This is a genomic window from Acinetobacter sp. NEB 394, assembly GCF_013374795.1.
Classification (GTDB): Bacteria; Pseudomonadota; Gammaproteobacteria; order Pseudomonadales; family Moraxellaceae; genus Acinetobacter; species Acinetobacter johnsonii.
Window position 1 is genome coordinate 2,212,283 of sequence record NZ_CP055277.1, and the last position, 15,527, is coordinate 2,227,809.

Consider the following 15,527-nt stretch of genomic DNA (forward strand, 5'->3'; position numbering starts at 1 on the left):
GTCATTTACTTTTTTAAATGATGCTTTTTATTTACTTATTGTTCTGCTTCACATCGCTTTTAAAAATGCGGCTGAGAATGAAACAATGCTTGATTTAAATTTGGATCAAGCTAGGATAAAAATACAATCAATGCTCAAAACAGATGTTTCGAGCAACCAATAAAGAGTTTGATAAAAAAGCAACGATAAGGATATTTATACATGCTTGGACGTATGATGTTTCAACCGCTATTAATTAGCAATCTTATTGATCACGCAGAACGCTACCATGCGGATACAGCCATTATTTCTAAAAATACAGACGGCAGTATCACTGAAACCAACTGGGCCAATGTCGCAGCCAATTCCAAGCGATTTGCCAATGTACTCAAAGATTTAGGGCTTTCGCAAAGTGACCGCGTGGCGACCATCGCATGGAACAACCATCGTCACCTAGAATCTTGGTATGCGATCTCTGGCAGTGGTTATATTTGCCATACTATCAACCCACGTTTATTTCCAGAACAACTGATTTTTATTATCAATGATGCCCAAGACCGCGTGGTGTTATTTGATAAAACCTTTGCGCCACTTATTGCTGCAGTAAAAGCCCATTTACCCCATGTAGAGCACTTTATTTGTTTAGATGCTGCAGATGACGCTATTACAGAAAAAATTGCCGATGTGAAATTTTATGATGACTTGGTCAGTAAAGAGTCTGAACAGTTCACTTGGCCAAGCTTTGATGAGCAAACTGCAAGCTCTTTGTGCTATACCTCAGGCACAACTGGAAATCCAAAAGGTGTACTATATAGCCACCGCTCTACCATATTGCATAGTTTTGCTATCAGCCTACCCGATTCTCTCAATCTGTCTGCAAATGACATTATGTTGCCTGTAGTGCCCATGTTCCATGTTAATGCTTGGGGTACACCTTATGCAGCAGCTATGGTCGGTTGTACGGTTGTATTACCAGGGCCAGGCTTAGATGGGCCAAGTTTAGTGAATATGATTGACACATATAAAGTCACTGTGGCTTTGGGTGTACCAACCATTTGGCAAGGTTTACTGGCAGCAGCCAAACAAACAGGCAGCCAGCTAGCAAGTATGAACCGTAACGTTGTCGGTGGTTCAGCCTGCCCACCATCCATGTTAGCGGCCTTTAAAAATGACTATAACTGTGACACCATCCATGCATGGGGCATGACCGAAACCAGTCCACTCGGTTCTGCCAACCAACTTAAAGCCAAACATCAACAGCTCTCTGAACAAGAGCGTTTCAAGCTACGTCTTTCTCAAGGCCGCCCGCCTTTTGGCGTGGATTTACGTCTTACCGATGAAGAAAAAGGCAACCATGAAATTGCCCGCGATGGTGAGCAGATTGGAAATCTACAAATTAAAGGGCACTGGATTATTGACAGTTACTTTGGTAAAGATGAATCTGCACTCACGACCGATGGCTGGTTTGACACAGGTGATATTGCAACCTTAGATGAAGACGGCTTCTTATGCATCAGTGACCGCTCTAAAGATTTAATTAAGTCTGGTGGCGAATGGATTTCATCGGTTGAACTTGAAAACCTTGCGATGGGACATTCAGATATTCTTATGGCAGCCGTTATTGCAGCTGAACATCCAAAATGGGATGAGCGTCCTATTGTCATCGCTGTGAAGAAACCCGATAGCACGGTCACTGAACAAGGTGTCTTAGACTACTATACGGACAAAATTGCGAAATGGCAGATCCCTGACCGTGTGATCTTTGTCGACAGTATTCCACTGAGCGGTACGGGTAAAATGCTAAAACGTGAACTCCGTGCTCAATATGGCCAAGTACTACTGGAACAAAATCCTGTTTAAGGTTGTGTAAAATAAAAGCCTGATCTTATAGTCAGGCTTTTATTTATGTTCGGATAGTGTAAATACCATCAATACAATTTATTTGAAAGCACATCCAATAAAGACGCTTTAAAGACCTCACCATGCTTTAGACTTGGATAGATTAAAAATTTAGGTGGTGTTTTAAAAAGTATGCTGACATTAAATGAAGCCATTATTGATGTAAAAGAAGGTTAAGTCGAAGGCTTTAAAATGGTTTTCAAGCTTTTTGGAGAAATTGCAACTTCTTCTAAAACCACGCCTTATTCGATGCCTTATTTTGCAATTATTACCTTCAATTCCTACAGTAAACAACTTACCAATACTTTGCTTGCAGTTTTTAAAAGCAGTGATGAAACTGTCCCAATGATCACTTGCAATTCGGGTGTAGTGAATACCTAATTGTTTAAGCTTTGTCTTCAACCTTTGGACTGTAGCTAAATCTCTCTTACCCCAAACATAAGCAACAATCTCACCTGTTTCTCGATGGTAGGCGTAAATAAGCCATTGTTTATTATTTTTATTTCCAACAAAAGTCCAGAATTCATCTACTTCGAGAGATTCATAATGACTTTGTTTAGGCTGAATTTGATAGGCCGATTCAGTTAAAGTCCGGAAGACTTTACCGATACTAATGCGATCAACTTCAGCGATATCTCGTATACCGCTGCCTCTGACCATTAACTGTAATATTTTACGAGTAATGCCAGAATTACATCCTAGATAGCTCAGAGCATGGTCACCAATAAACTGACGTTTGCAGTCTTTGCATTGGTAGTTTTGTTTCCCATCTACTTTGATGCCATTTTTCTTTATACTGTCACTGAGGCAGGTTGGACATTTGATTTCTAGAGTTATTTGCATTTCTCTATTTTATCAAAATTCAACCTGCTTTTTTTTAGCATACTTTTTGATACACCACCAAAATTTAGACTCTATGCCCTGCTGATCGAATATAGACAAAATTTCTCTATTTTTATTGATGCCATTTGCATCAAAATTAGCACTTTGCTGTGTTCCACTATGTGTTAAAAGATCACCTTCCATCAGCCATACATGTTTTTGTGGCTCTTTGACTAATTTTACTGTTCTAATTTTTTGCATCATGCGCTCATCTGCCCAAGAAAGTGATGGACTTGCAGCAAAGAAATGGCTGAAATAACGACCATCGAGCAAGCTATCAAGCACAAAAAGCCCTCCATAGGAATGCCCCCATAACGCTCTTTTTTGCGCATCCAGCTTTACATTCCGCTCAACCCAAGGGGCAATATCCTTCAAAATCACATTTCTAAAATCAGCACTTCCCCCGCTCATCCGCTCTGGATTTCTTGGGTCTTGAGCGGGTTTCCCCGTTAATAAATCTGCTGGAGTATAGTCAAGTGAACGAAAAGCTGTGGCAAATGGCAAATTGGTTTTATAACCAATGGCAACCAATACAGGGGCATCATTTTCATACAAAGACTTGAGTATTTCTTCCTTCAGATGGGACATCGCAGCGTTCCCATCCAGCATAAAGACCGATGCATAGGCGTTCTGCGTCTTCTGTACGGTCTTTGGAATACCTAACCAAACGCGATAAGTTTTATTTTGATCTGTAGTTGTAAATTTTTTGACTTTAAAACTGTAATACGCCGAGCCAATTTCAGCAATATTGGCAGGTAAAGGTTTCATTTCAGGTTTTGCATAAATACTTAAGCTGGCACCCAAAATCAACAACGAGCCAAAAATTTGCGAAAGCACAGTAGTAAAAATCTTTCTATAAAGATGAGTCATTTTTCGTATATACAGCCATGAGATACCGAAGCTTAACACACAATAATAGTTATCATTATCAATTAAGTAAATCTTAATCATCTCTCTGTCATGACGTACATCTCATCGATTAAAAGACTACATTTTCTTTGACCAAGCACTCCGAAAGATGATTTTTCCTTTTTATACGGATTCAACAAGTCTAGCAAATACCCTTCCAGCTTTTTTATCCCTAAAAAAAGCCACCGCACTATGAAAGTGCAATGGCTTTATCGACACAATCAAAAAACTTAAAGCTTTTTCCATGTCATGTTGCTCAAACCTTTCGCATCTTTTGCTGTGGCTTGTACCTTCATCTGATTTTTACCAGCATTTAACTGCGCAGTATTGATGTTATACACACGACCATCTTGAGGATTCAGCCATTGGCCTTTTGCGAATTTTTGACCTGTTGCATCACCCATTAAGCCATTCAGCACTTGCATACCAAAAATCGGTTTATCCTTAAGCCCACCCTGACACTTACTACATACATCACTCACAGGCGCTCCAGCCAAAGGATAGTACTTGGTCACCACTGCGCTATATTGCGATGTTTTAGAATTCTTACGAATCACAATATCTGAAATATAATACCCTGTCCGATCATCAATCACTTTCCATGTTCCAATAAGTGGGTCAAATGGCATGGCGAAAGCAGAATGAGACAACCCCAAAAACAGTGCTGATGCACACAAAAACTTATGTTTCATAAAGTAAATTACAATAAAAAATGAAGAAATAAACGGTCGCGATTATAGCAATTCTTTTCTTTTAATTATCTATTATTTCATTAAAATTAAATATTTATATGAATTAACCCCTGAGAAAAATCAACAAAAAAATTGCATATAAAAAAAGCCTCCGAAGAGGCTTTTTTTAATAATGTATCAGAGCTTTATATTAAGTCGCTGAACGTTCTTCAATTGGCACCACTTTACGCAGTTCAGGCCCCGTATAATCCGCACTTGGGCGAATAATACGGTTGTCCGCACGTTGTTCCATCACATGCGCTGCCCAACCCGTGACACGGCTCATCACGAAGATTGGTGTGAATAACTTAGTCGCAATATCCATGAAGTGGTATGCCGATGCATGGAAGAAGTCTGCGTTACAGAACAGTTTCTTCTCACGCCACATCACTTCTTCACAACGTACTGATACTGGGTACAGGACCGTGTCACCGACATCTTTGGCTAAGCGCTCTGACCAGATTTTGATGATGCCATTACGTGGGTCGTTGTCTTTGTAGATTGCATGACCAAAGCCCATGATCTTTTCTTTACGTTCCAATTTACCCAGCATTTCTCGCTCAGCTTCTTCAGGTGACGTCCAGTTTTCAATCATTTCCATCGCTGCTTCGTTTGCTCCACCGTGTAATGGACCACGCAGTGAACCAATTGCACCGGTAATGCATGAATGCATATCGGATAAGGTGGATGCGCATACACGTGCGGTGAAAGTCGATGCGTTGAATTCATGCTCTGCATAAAGGATCAGTGATACGTTCATCACTTGTTCATGCAGTTCATTTGGCTTTTCACCACGCAGCAGGTGTAAGAATTGAGCACCGATTGAGTCGTCATCGGTATTTTCTTCAATACGTACGCCATCATGGCTAAAACGGTACCAGTAGCAAATGATTGCTGGAAGAGTTGCGAGAATGCGGTCTGCAACATCTTGCTGTTCTGCAAAAGATTGTTCTGTTTCTAGGTTGCCCAGCATTGATACGCCTGTGCGCATCACATCCATTGGGTGTGAATCTGCTGGGATACGCTCAAGGACTTCTTTAAGTGCTTGTGGCAGTTGACGCAGTGATTTGAGTTTAGCTTTGTAAGCGGTGAGCTGTACTGCTGTTGGTAGTTCACCAAAGAAGATCAGGTAAGCCACTTCTTCGAATTGGCAGTTTTCTGCTAAGTCTTGGACGTCATAACCACGGTAGGTGAGACCTGCTCCGCTTTTGCCTACGGTTGATAGTGCTGTCTTTCCTGCGACTTGTCCGCGCAATCCTGCGCCTGTGAGGACTTTTCCTTCAGCCATTTTTAATTCTCCTGTTTAAACAGCTTGTCTAATGTGTTTTCAAAGGTGTGGTAATCCAGAAATTCGTAGAGTTCTTTGCGCTGTTGCATTTTGTCGAGGACGTTGACTTGGGTACCGTCATTGCGAATGGCATGCATGACTTCCAGTGCTGCCTTTTGCATGGCACGGGTCGGTGACAGTGGATACAGCACCATCGAGATGCCTTGTTCTGCCAGTTGTTCTTTGCTGTAGTATGGGGTATCGCCAAATTCGGTAATGTTGGCCAGTACTGGAACACCGACTGCATCACAGACGGTTTTGTACATGGTAATGTCAGTCATTGCTTCGGCAAAGATCGCATCGGCACCCGCTTCGACACAAGCACAGGCACGATCAATTACCGCTTGTAGGCCTTCTTTTTGTAAGGCATCGGTACGTGCCATCACCACAAAGTTTGCATCGGTTTTAGCATCAACAGCTGCTTTGACGCGGTCGACCATTTCTTGTTGGGTGACGATTTCTTTGTTGGGGCGGTGGCCACAGCGTTTTTGCGCCACTTGGTCTTCGATGTGCACTGCGGCTGCACCTGCGGCAATCATTTGTTTAACGCTACGCGCAATGTTAAATGCCCCACCCCAACCCGTGTCGATATCGACCAGTAACGGAGTGTCTACACGTTCGGTAATGCGGCGTACATCTTCCAAAACATTATCCAGACTGGTCATGCCTAAGTCAGGCAATCCATAAGAGTAGTTGGCTACACCAGCACCCGAAAGGTAGATGGCCTTGTAGCCCACCTGTTTCGCCATCATTGCTGCATAAGCATTGACTGTACCGATAATTTGTAATGGTTTTTCCACTTCCAGTGCTTGTCTAAATCTTAAGCCTGCAGATCTTTGTTCTGTCATCGTCCTTTCCACGGCATTTGCTTTAATTTTCGAGTTTTGAGTATAGCCATAATGACTGAATTGGCTATGACATTTTAGAATGATCACTCTAAAACTTTAGTCCCATGGTTCACGTTTTTATTGTGTAATTTTCTTCCATGCATTGGGGTTTAGTGGTAAACAGATAAGCCCCAAAACAACAATGTATGCATATTTTTGCTATGATAGCAACCAGAGATCCACATTTATTAGGCTGTTGTTAGTTATATGCACGACTCAGTTCAACTAGAACCCCTTACACGTGACATACCTCACACAAAACGAGGTCATGAACGCTGTCTTGCATTTTTATTAAGTGCAAACGAGTTGTTTTTGCAACATGGCTACGATGCAGTTTCACTTGATGATATTGTCAATCATGCGGGTGGTTCAAAAGCATCGATTTACAAATATTTTGGAAATAAAGACGGTCTTTTTACAGCCATTTGTGACTACCGTCGTGAGCTGTTTTTTAAAGATATTTGTATGCCTTTTGATTTTACTAAGGACAATTTGCGCGTTTATTTAATACAAACCATTTTAAATATTCAAACGCATCTTGTGCTTCCAGAAAATGCTTCTTTTTTAAGACTCATTATGGAACAAGTACAACGTAATCCACAGTTAGCCTTTCATATTCACAAACAAGGGCCTAAACATATTGAAGATGCCGTGGCTTGTGTTTTAAGCAAAGCAGATGAAATAGGCATTATTCGATGTGAACATCCAAATTACTCTGCGCAGCTTTTTTTTGGTATTGTGCGTGAATTAGAGTGGCGAGTACTCATGAACATCTATGTTGAAGAAAATGAAAAAGAAAATCTAGAATATGTTCATTATTGTGTAGATCGTTTCTTAGCAGGTCATCAAAAAGTCTAGTTTTTTTGCAATTTCCTTTGCATATAGTATATTAATCGACTCTCTTTTTCTTTCCACCAACCAACAACTAATTGTTGTTCTGTACCTATTTCGGTTTTCAGCAATTATTGTGGAGTAACAATGGCTCTACGTCACTTTCTTACCTTACGCGATTTATCTACTTTAGAACTGAACCAAGTTGTGCAACGCGGTATCGAACTAAAGCGTAAACAGCACAACAGCGAAGTATTCCAACCGTTTGTTGGTAAAGTCATGGGTATGATTTTTGAAAAATCGAGCACCCGTACCCGTGTATCGTTCGAAGCAGGCATGAGCCAGTTTGGTGGCAGTGCAATTTTCCTCTCTCCACGAGACACCCAATTGGGTCGTGGTGAACCGATTGAAGATTCAGCACGCGTGATTTCAAGCATGTTGGATATTGTGATGATCCGTACTTTTGGACATGACATTGTTGAACGTTTTGCCTCTTATTCAAAAGTTCCTGTGATTAATGCCTTGACTGATGATCACCACCCTTGCCAACTACTTGCAGATGTTCAAACTTTTGTTGAACACCGTGGACCCATTGCAGGCAAAACGGTCGCGTGGATTGGTGATGGCAACAATATGTGTAATTCATATATTGAAGCTGCACATATGTGGGGCTTTAAGTTAAAAATTGCTGCGCCTAAAGGTTATGAACCCAAAGCAGAATTTTTAAGTGAATTTGCGCATTGTGCTGAACTAGTTAACTCAGCTGAAGATGCTGCCGTAAATGCAGACCTTATCGTGACCGATGTATGGGCAAGCATGGGCCAAGAAGAAGAGCAAAAAATTCGTGAAGCTGCGTTTGCAGACTATCAAGTAAATGAACGTCTTATGGATCTTGCTCATCCTGATTGTTTATTTATGCATTGTTTACCAGCACATCGCGGCGAAGAAATTTCTGAAAAGATGCTCGACCATAAAAATGCCGTGGTTTGGGATGAAGCTGAAAACCGCTTACATGCACAAAAAGCATTGATTGAGTTTTTAATCAATGAAAATACCAAGAAAGATTGATTAATTTTCCCAACGAAAAGCACCTAAGGGTGCTTTTTTTATACGGGCAAAGCTATAATCAGAACATAATTTTTATAAGCGACACTTTCCATGCATTTCAAAAAAACAGGCCTGTGCCTTGCTACAATCCTAAGCTCTACTTTTTTTCAGGTCCAAGCCTCAGAATTTGATGACTACTTACAGTCCAAACAAATCATTGATCAGAATTTTAAAATTAAACAACCAGAAACGTTGAACGAGATCTTAACGGTATTAACTGCAGAAGACTCTCGAACCCTCCCAATTGAAATTGATAACAACACTATCATTGAACAATTTAATCTATATGCAGACCGTACCGAGCTTAAAGGCTTGATCATTACCCCTGATTTTGCGCAGTTTGAACAGGATTTAGGTACGAAAGAAGTTCAAAAAGTGATTAAAAAGAATGTTGTGCAAAACTGCAATATTTTCTTCGAGCATCAATATCAACGCCATAACCCCTACATTGTAAAATTACAGCTCAGCTCTGAGAAAAATAGCTACGATTTAGAATTAAAGCAAAAAGATTGTGGTATCAAATAGTACCTTTCTAGCGATTGGTTCTCTACTTTAGCGAACAAATCCTTGCGGTTGTAAGATAATCATGGCCGCACCAATCAAGACCACTGCCCCACCCATTATGTCCCAACGTGTCAAATATACTTGATCGACATAACGCAACCATAGCAATGCGGTAAAAATATAAATTCCGCCATAAGCGGCATAAATACGTCCTGACGCAGCCGGATGTAAAGTCAACAACCACACAAAAGCACCTAGTGCTAAAGCTGTAGGAAACCACAACCAATGACTTCTTCCCTGATTTAAAATCAAATAAGGGAAATAACAGCCTAATATTTCCATCACAGCGGTTACCAAAAACAGTACAAATGTACTTAAAACTTTCGTCAATTGAAAATCCATGCAACCTACTTTTATTAGTTCTAACTGTTAAATACTTTCTTCAATAAAAAACCCGTGTGAACACGGGTTTTAAATTATGTAGCAATATTTAAGCAGGTTCAGCCGTTTGGTCTTCAAAAACTTCAAGTTTTAGACCCACCGCTTTACCATTTTCGTTCTTCACAGAGACCGCAACATTGCCACCATGTTCTGCAAGCTCACCAAATAGAATCATTTCAGCCAGTGGTTTTTTCAAATGCTCTTGAATGAGTCGTTGCATTGGGCGAGCGCCCATTAAACGGTCATAGCCATTTTCAGCCATCCACTCACGCGCACTTTGATCCACTTCTAGAATGACTTTTTTCTCATCCAGTTGCGCTTGTAGTTCAGTTAAGAACTTATCCACTACATTTTCAATTACTGTCGTTGGTAAAGCTTTAAACTGAATCACGCTGTCTAAACGGTTACGGAACTCTGGAGAAAACGCTTTTTTCATCGCATCTTGGTTATCATTACTGTTGTCTTGGTCCATGAAGCCAATACTCACGCGAGAAATACTTTCCGCACCAATATTTGTGGTCAAGACCAACACCACATTACGGAAGTCTGATTTACGACCATTGTTATCGGTCAATGAACCATGATCCATGATTTGTAGCAATAAGTTGAACACGTCTGGATGCGCTTTTTCAATCTCATCTAGCAATAATACACAGTGCGGATTTTTATGAATCGCATCAGTCAACAGACCACCTTGGTCAAAGCCCACATAACCTGGAGGCGCACCGATCAAACGTGAAACCGCATGGCGCTCCATGTACTCCGACATATCGAAGCGAACCAGCTCAACACCCAGTAATTTCGCAAGCTGCTTGGTGACTTCTGTTTTACCTACCCCAGTTGGGCCTGCAAAAACGAAACTACCCACAGGTTTATCTGGCGATTTTAAACCTGCACGCGACAGTTTAATTGCTGAGCCTAAAGCTTCAATGGCTTCATCTTGACCAAAGACCACACGTTTTAAATCACGTTCAAGATTTTCAAGCACGGTCTTATCATCTTTAGATACGGTTTTTGGTGGAATACGTGCAATTTTCGACACTATATCTTCAATGTTTTCAACTGTGATTAAGGTGTCATCCTGCTCGGCTCTTAAACGGCGCTGTGCGCCCGCTTCATCAATCACATCAATGGCTTTGTCTGGCAAGAAACGGTCATTGATAAATTTAGCCGATAGCTCTACCGCAGATACCAAGGCTTTATCGTCATATTTTACATGGTGAAATTCTTCAAATTTCGATTTTAAACCACGTAAAATATCAACCGTTTCTGAAATTGAAGGTTCATTGACATCAATTTTTTGGAAACGGCGTGACAGCGCATGATCTTTTTCAAATACCTGACGATATTCTTGGAATGTAGTCGAGCCAATACAGCGTAGAGTGCCATTTGCCAACGCAGGTTTAATCAAGTTTGACGCATCCATTGTGCTGCCCATACTTGAGCCAGCACCAATAATCATGTGGATTTCGTCAATAAACAAAACTGCTTCTGGTTTCTTTTTCAACGCGTTCAAAAGCTGTTTTAAACGTTTTTCAAAGTCACCACGATATTTGGTTCCTGCCACCAAAGCCCCAATGTCCAAACTATACACTTCAGCATTTGCCAATGGTTTCGGTGCTTTACCATTAACAATGAGCCAAGCTAAACCTTCAGCAATCGATGTTTTACCGACGCCAGGATCACCGACCAATAACGGGTTATTTTTACGGCGACGGCATAGAATTTGTGCTGCGCGCTCAATTTCTTTTTCACGACCAATTAAAGGATCTGTTTTACCCTTTTGTGCCTCAACATTTAAGTTGGTTGTATACAGCTCTAAAGGGCCTGCGTTGCTTGAACTAGCAGATTCACCATCAAGATCTTCAATTTCTTCTTCCACTTGCACTTCGTCTTTACGTGTGCCGTGGGCCAAGTATTGTGTCAGTGTTAAACGGTTAATTTGATGGCGTTTCAAGAGGTAGACTGCAAAAGAGTCACGCTCAGAGTACATCGCCACTAAAATGTCTGCACCTTCAACTGTACGATCACCACCACTTGATTGCACATGGAAAATTGCACGTTGTAAGATACGGTCAAAACTTTCGGTTGGATGCGGAGCTTGGTCACTGTTTTCGCCCAGCTTAGGGGTGTGCTGCTCTACATATTCTTCAAGCTCTTTGCGAAGCACAATAATATCTGCACCACAGGCTTTCAATGCATTTACGGCCGAATCATTATCGAGTAAAGCCAATAATAAATGTTCAACGGTTAGGAATTCATGTCTCTTTTGTCGAGCCATACTAACAGCCAAACGTAAGGATACTTCTAATTGACGACTGAGCATGGAACCCCCTTAATCTTTCGGCTCAATCTGACAAAGTAAAGGATGACCTTGAGACCGAGCGTAATTATTGACTTGGTTTGCTTTTGTTTCCGCGATGTCTCTCGGGTAAACGCCTGCAACACCTTTTCCTTCATAATGTACAGTTAGCATTACTTGAGTGGCTTGGTCAAGATTCAAAGCAAAGTATTGTTGTAAAATTTCAATAACAAAGTCCATTGGGGTATAGTCATCGTTCATTAAAACGACAGCATAGAGTGGAGGACGCTTAAGTTCAGGTGGTGCGGTTTGGACAGCGACATCCCCATTTTCTTCTTCATGCGGTTCATCATTGCTCAAGCGCGGGCTGATATGCCAGTCGACATAGCCAGATTCATGAAAAGACTGCTTGATTTCAATTAAACACGTTGAACGCTTAGAAATACCCATAAACTTACAATTCACAATTATTGTGCATTCGCCTCAGCCTGAGGAATTTCAGAGACAAATGCTGATTGACTTTCTACGGCTTCACCACGTGACCAACTAAAGCGTCGTGTCACTGGTGTGCTACCTGTTAAACGGACTTCGATAAACTGTGGCGTAAAGCCTTTAGGCATTGTCCAACGACCTGTTAAACGCTCATAGTTTTCAAAGTTAAAATTTTTGTCTTCAAGAGGCACAACTAAAACCTCTGTACCACGAATGAGTCGGAGTTCAACTGTACCTGAAGCTGCACGTTTAGATGGACTGACTTGAACCAAGTCAAGTTGATATTCAAATGCATTTTCAGGCAAAGGTTTAATCGCAATATGCTGCACAGCCAGTGGAATACCACCGCGTTGACGCAAAACCTCACGGTAAATCACAGCAGTGGTTTCAGATTGCGCTTGTTGATCCAGCGCTTTTTGCAATGACAAATACAGCTCATTTGAATTGGTTACAGCAACGTCACGCTCCTGAACAGCAGCATTATAATTTTTATTTAAAGCATCCAAACTGGTCTTTTGCTTTTGTACCACTTCCACCAGTTGCTCAGCATCTGCATCAAAACCTACTACCGTTAAACCTTGACGATGTCCGACGGTATAGCCCAATACCCCACTTGCAACCATCAATATTGCAGCACCAATTGCCAAGGGCTTATTGGTCTGTAAAAACGGCTTTGCAGGTTCAGGCTGTTGTGACGTCATATTTGTGTCAGTGTTCGGCATCGTCATCTCTTATTTTGATTCAATTCAAAACACACATTTAAATCGAAATCTAAATGTGTGTGAAGTTCTAAAACGTTTTTTATGGTAATAAACCAATTCCGTCTAGGCCTGCAGTTTCAGCAAATCCAAACATTAAGTTCATATTTTGAACGGCCTGACCTGCTGCCCCTTTAACCAAATTGTCTTGTACTGAAATGACCACCAACTTTTTCGGTTGCGGTTTATACAACGCAATACGAAGTTGATTTGCACCCCGCACAGAACGTGTCTCTGGTGAGCTTCCAGCAGGCATCACATCGACAAAAGCTTCATTGGCATAAAACTGTTCATATAAACTTTGCACATCAGCAGCTTCACCCGCATCGGTTAAGTCCACATAAATCGTGCTCAGCATGCCACGAATCATGGGCACCAAATGCGGAACAAACAAAATGTGGTTAAACACCTCTTTTAAGCCTGAAATATTTTCCAATGCTTCCACAATTTCAGGATGATGACGGTGACCTGCAACGCCATAAGCTTTGAAATTATCAGCATTTTCAGAATAGATCATACCAAGGCTGGCTTTACGACCTGCACCAGACACACCCGATTTTGCATCAATAATAATGCTTTCAGGTTTAACTAATGTGTCGTTTTGCTTAAATAACGGCGCTAAACCCAGTTGTACTGTTGTTGGATAACAACCAGGGTTACCAATGACATTGGCTTGTTTAATCTGCTCACGGTTTAATTCTGACAAACCATAAACCGAGTCTTTCAGTAGTTCAGGGCACGCATGTTGCATACCATACCATTTTTCAAACTGTTCTAAATCTTGTAAACGGAAGTCTGCGGCAAGGTCAATCACTTTAGTATTTGCAGCCACCAACTCTTCGGCATGCTTCATGGCAACGCCATGCGGTGTCGCAAAGAACACCACATCACATTTTTTCAGTTCATCAATATTCAAATCTGAATATTTAAGTTCGGTATGTCCACGTAGGCTTGGGAACATATCATCTACACGGCGACCGTCTTCTGTACGCGATGTTAATACGCTTACTTGCACATTTGGGTGTCGTAGTAAAAGACGCAACAATTCAACGCCTGTATAACCTGTACCGCCGACAATACCAACTGAAATCACGTGTATTACCTCAAACTTAAACTGTCCATTTCGTAACTGCCTAGTATGACAGGAAGTTTCTGCTTTCTAAACTGTTTTACTTGGAATTTATGCATTTTTAGTGCTATCGACACCTAATGAGACACATCCAATATACTCTGTGCAGGCTCAAAACCAATCTGATTTCGTCCCGAATGTTTCGCCTGATATAACAATTGATCGGCAGTATGTATGGCATATTTTAAGTTGGGTTGATGTACTGCAGCCAGTCCAAAACTTGCTGTCACGGCAATACTTTTTGAGGATAATCGTGCATCGGCAATACCTAAACGAATACGATTGGCAATGTTATAAGCCAGCGTGGGGTCATCAATTTGCAATAAGACAATGAACTCTTCCCCGCCAAAACGCCCTACCAAGTCATGATCACGGACGTTTTGCCCAATAATTTGACCGACTTGTTGTAAAATTTGATCACCCACCAAATGCCCATAGGTGTCATTAATTTTCTTAAAATGGTCAATATCACACATAAGCAAGAAATAAGACTGTTTAGAGAGCTGATGCAACTTTCGTTTAGCGGCTTCGTTAAAGCCACGTCGATTGAATAAATGCGTTAGCGGATCTCTTAGCCGCTCATCGTTGAGTTGATGGATAATATCGCGTACCAAGGTTCCGAGCAGCACTATTGCAAACCACATACTTAAGATAATGCTCGCAGCAAGCATCATCAGCCACCAAACTGAATTTGCCAGCATGTCTGCTTCGATATTTCTTAAAAAAAGAAAAATAATGATTCCGCGAACAAAGGTATACAGCACAATAAACAAGTAGGAAAAGTCGACTATTTTATTGAGCAAATCAATCCCTTGATAATGTTTAAACATTGAAAACAAAACCAAAGACTCAACCAATGCAATTGAAATGTTCAGAATCAGCATCCTGATCCACAGTTGATCATCTACATAGGAATAATAACTGAGTGAAAATAAAGCCATGATGATCAAGGCCAAACACCAATATGGACGTGCATTGGCATTCTTTCTTAAGCCCATGGCGTAGGCGCTGGCCCATGCGCCAAACAAATACATACTACCTAAAATGGGTGCCGACAAAGCCAACTGCTTATTCGACATAAAACTTTGTGCCGCCACAGAAAACGAAGGCACAATATATCCAAGCCCGAGCCACAATAAATATGAGGGAGCTCTAAAAGCAAAATGACATATTAAAAGCAAGCTTCCCATTAAAATCAGGCAAGCTGGAACGATTAATATAAAATAGTGGATATCTGTAAAATTTACATTTGAGGTCTTTGGACTGAAATTGAGGAATGTTTACCTTAGATCATGAAGTTTAGAGCATTTTTTGACTAACGCTCAATCAATCAGAAGAAATTATTTTTC

The 15,527-nt window shown here is 41.0% G+C and carries 15 protein-coding genes; 4 read left to right on the forward strand and 11 right to left on the reverse strand.

Annotated elements, in window-relative coordinates; translation table 11 throughout:
- Window positions 1-201: 201 nt before the first annotated feature.
- Window positions 202-1,839 carry a long-chain-fatty-acid--CoA ligase gene (locus tag HUK62_RS10610; RefSeq protein ID WP_176537828.1) on the forward strand — a complete coding sequence of 546 codons (1,638 nt, stop codon included), beginning with the start codon at window positions 202-204 and terminating at the stop codon, window positions 1,837-1,839.
- Between the two features lie 180 nt (window positions 1,840-2,019).
- Here HUK62_RS10610 and HUK62_RS10615 read toward each other — a convergent pair whose 3' ends face one another.
- From HUK62_RS10615 to prpB, 5 genes are all read right to left on the reverse strand, one after another.
- Window positions 2,020-2,721 (reverse strand): IS1 family transposase, encoded by a 702-nt coding sequence (locus tag HUK62_RS10615; protein ID WP_176537817.1) that lies wholly within the window; start codon window positions 2,719-2,721, stop codon window positions 2,020-2,022.
- 12 nt (window positions 2,722-2,733) lie between these two features.
- Window positions 2,734-3,597 carry an alpha/beta hydrolase-fold protein gene (locus HUK62_RS10620; protein ID WP_228723680.1) on the reverse strand — a complete coding sequence of 288 codons (864 nt, stop codon included), beginning with the start codon at window positions 3,595-3,597 and terminating at the stop codon, window positions 2,734-2,736.
- A gap of 302 nt (window positions 3,598-3,899) precedes the next feature.
- Window positions 3,900-4,361, reverse strand: coding sequence for a DUF2147 domain-containing protein (locus HUK62_RS10625; RefSeq protein ID WP_176537829.1), 462 nt, complete (start codon window positions 4,359-4,361; stop codon window positions 3,900-3,902).
- A 190-nt stretch (window positions 4,362-4,551) separates the two neighbouring features.
- Window positions 4,552-5,688, reverse strand: coding sequence for a 2-methylcitrate synthase (gene prpC / locus HUK62_RS10630; protein ID WP_176537830.1), 1,137 nt, complete (start codon window positions 5,686-5,688; stop codon window positions 4,552-4,554).
- Window positions 5,689-5,690: 2 nt separating this feature from the next.
- A complete protein-coding gene (gene prpB, locus HUK62_RS10635; RefSeq protein WP_176537831.1) occupies window positions 5,691-6,575 on the reverse strand; it encodes a methylisocitrate lyase in 885 nt (294 codons plus the stop codon).
- Window positions 6,576-6,821: 246 nt separating this feature from the next.
- On the opposite strand from prpB, the gene HUK62_RS10640 reads away from it, so the two are divergent.
- The 3 genes from HUK62_RS10640 (at window position 6,822) to HUK62_RS10650 (ending at window position 9,077) form a co-directional block, all read left to right on the forward strand.
- Window positions 6,822-7,472, forward strand: a complete 651-nt coding sequence (locus HUK62_RS10640; RefSeq protein ID WP_004981800.1) for a TetR/AcrR family transcriptional regulator — start codon at window positions 6,822-6,824, stop codon at window positions 7,470-7,472.
- Between the two features lie 120 nt (window positions 7,473-7,592).
- Window positions 7,593-8,513 (forward strand): ornithine carbamoyltransferase, encoded by a 921-nt coding sequence (gene argF / locus HUK62_RS10645; protein ID WP_176537832.1) that lies wholly within the window; start codon window positions 7,593-7,595, stop codon window positions 8,511-8,513.
- Between the two features lie 90 nt (window positions 8,514-8,603).
- Complete coding sequence (locus HUK62_RS10650) at window positions 8,604-9,077, forward strand: hypothetical protein (protein ID WP_176537833.1); 474 nt, start codon at window positions 8,604-8,606, stop codon at window positions 9,075-9,077.
- 27 nt (window positions 9,078-9,104) lie between these two features.
- Here HUK62_RS10650 and HUK62_RS10655 read toward each other — a convergent pair whose 3' ends face one another.
- The 6 genes from HUK62_RS10655 to HUK62_RS10680 form a co-directional block, all read right to left on the reverse strand.
- Window positions 9,105-9,458 carry a YnfA family protein gene (locus HUK62_RS10655; RefSeq protein WP_176537834.1) on the reverse strand — a complete coding sequence of 118 codons (354 nt, stop codon included), beginning with the start codon at window positions 9,456-9,458 and terminating at the stop codon, window positions 9,105-9,107.
- Between the two features lie 88 nt (window positions 9,459-9,546).
- Entirely contained in the window at window positions 9,547-11,823 is a 2,277-nt protein-coding gene (gene clpA / locus HUK62_RS10660; protein ID WP_176537835.1) for an ATP-dependent Clp protease ATP-binding subunit ClpA, read from the reverse strand.
- 9 nt (window positions 11,824-11,832) lie between these two features.
- On the reverse strand, window positions 11,833-12,249 hold the full coding sequence (gene clpS, locus HUK62_RS10665; protein WP_176538480.1) for an ATP-dependent Clp protease adapter ClpS: 417 nt from the start codon (window positions 12,247-12,249) through the stop codon (window positions 11,833-11,835).
- A gap of 17 nt (window positions 12,250-12,266) precedes the next feature.
- Window positions 12,267-13,013: a DUF6776 family protein gene (locus tag HUK62_RS10670; RefSeq protein ID WP_004696694.1), complete on the reverse strand. Its 747-nt coding sequence runs from the start codon at window positions 13,011-13,013 to the stop codon at window positions 12,267-12,269.
- A 79-nt stretch (window positions 13,014-13,092) separates the two neighbouring features.
- Window positions 13,093-14,148, reverse strand: coding sequence for an N-acetyl-gamma-glutamyl-phosphate reductase (gene argC / locus HUK62_RS10675; protein ID WP_171304193.1), 1,056 nt, complete (start codon window positions 14,146-14,148; stop codon window positions 13,093-13,095).
- A gap of 107 nt (window positions 14,149-14,255) precedes the next feature.
- Window positions 14,256-15,290 (reverse strand): GGDEF domain-containing protein, encoded by a 1,035-nt coding sequence (locus HUK62_RS10680; protein ID WP_228723681.1) that lies wholly within the window; start codon window positions 15,288-15,290, stop codon window positions 14,256-14,258.
- Between the last annotated feature and the right edge of the window lie 237 nt (window positions 15,291-15,527).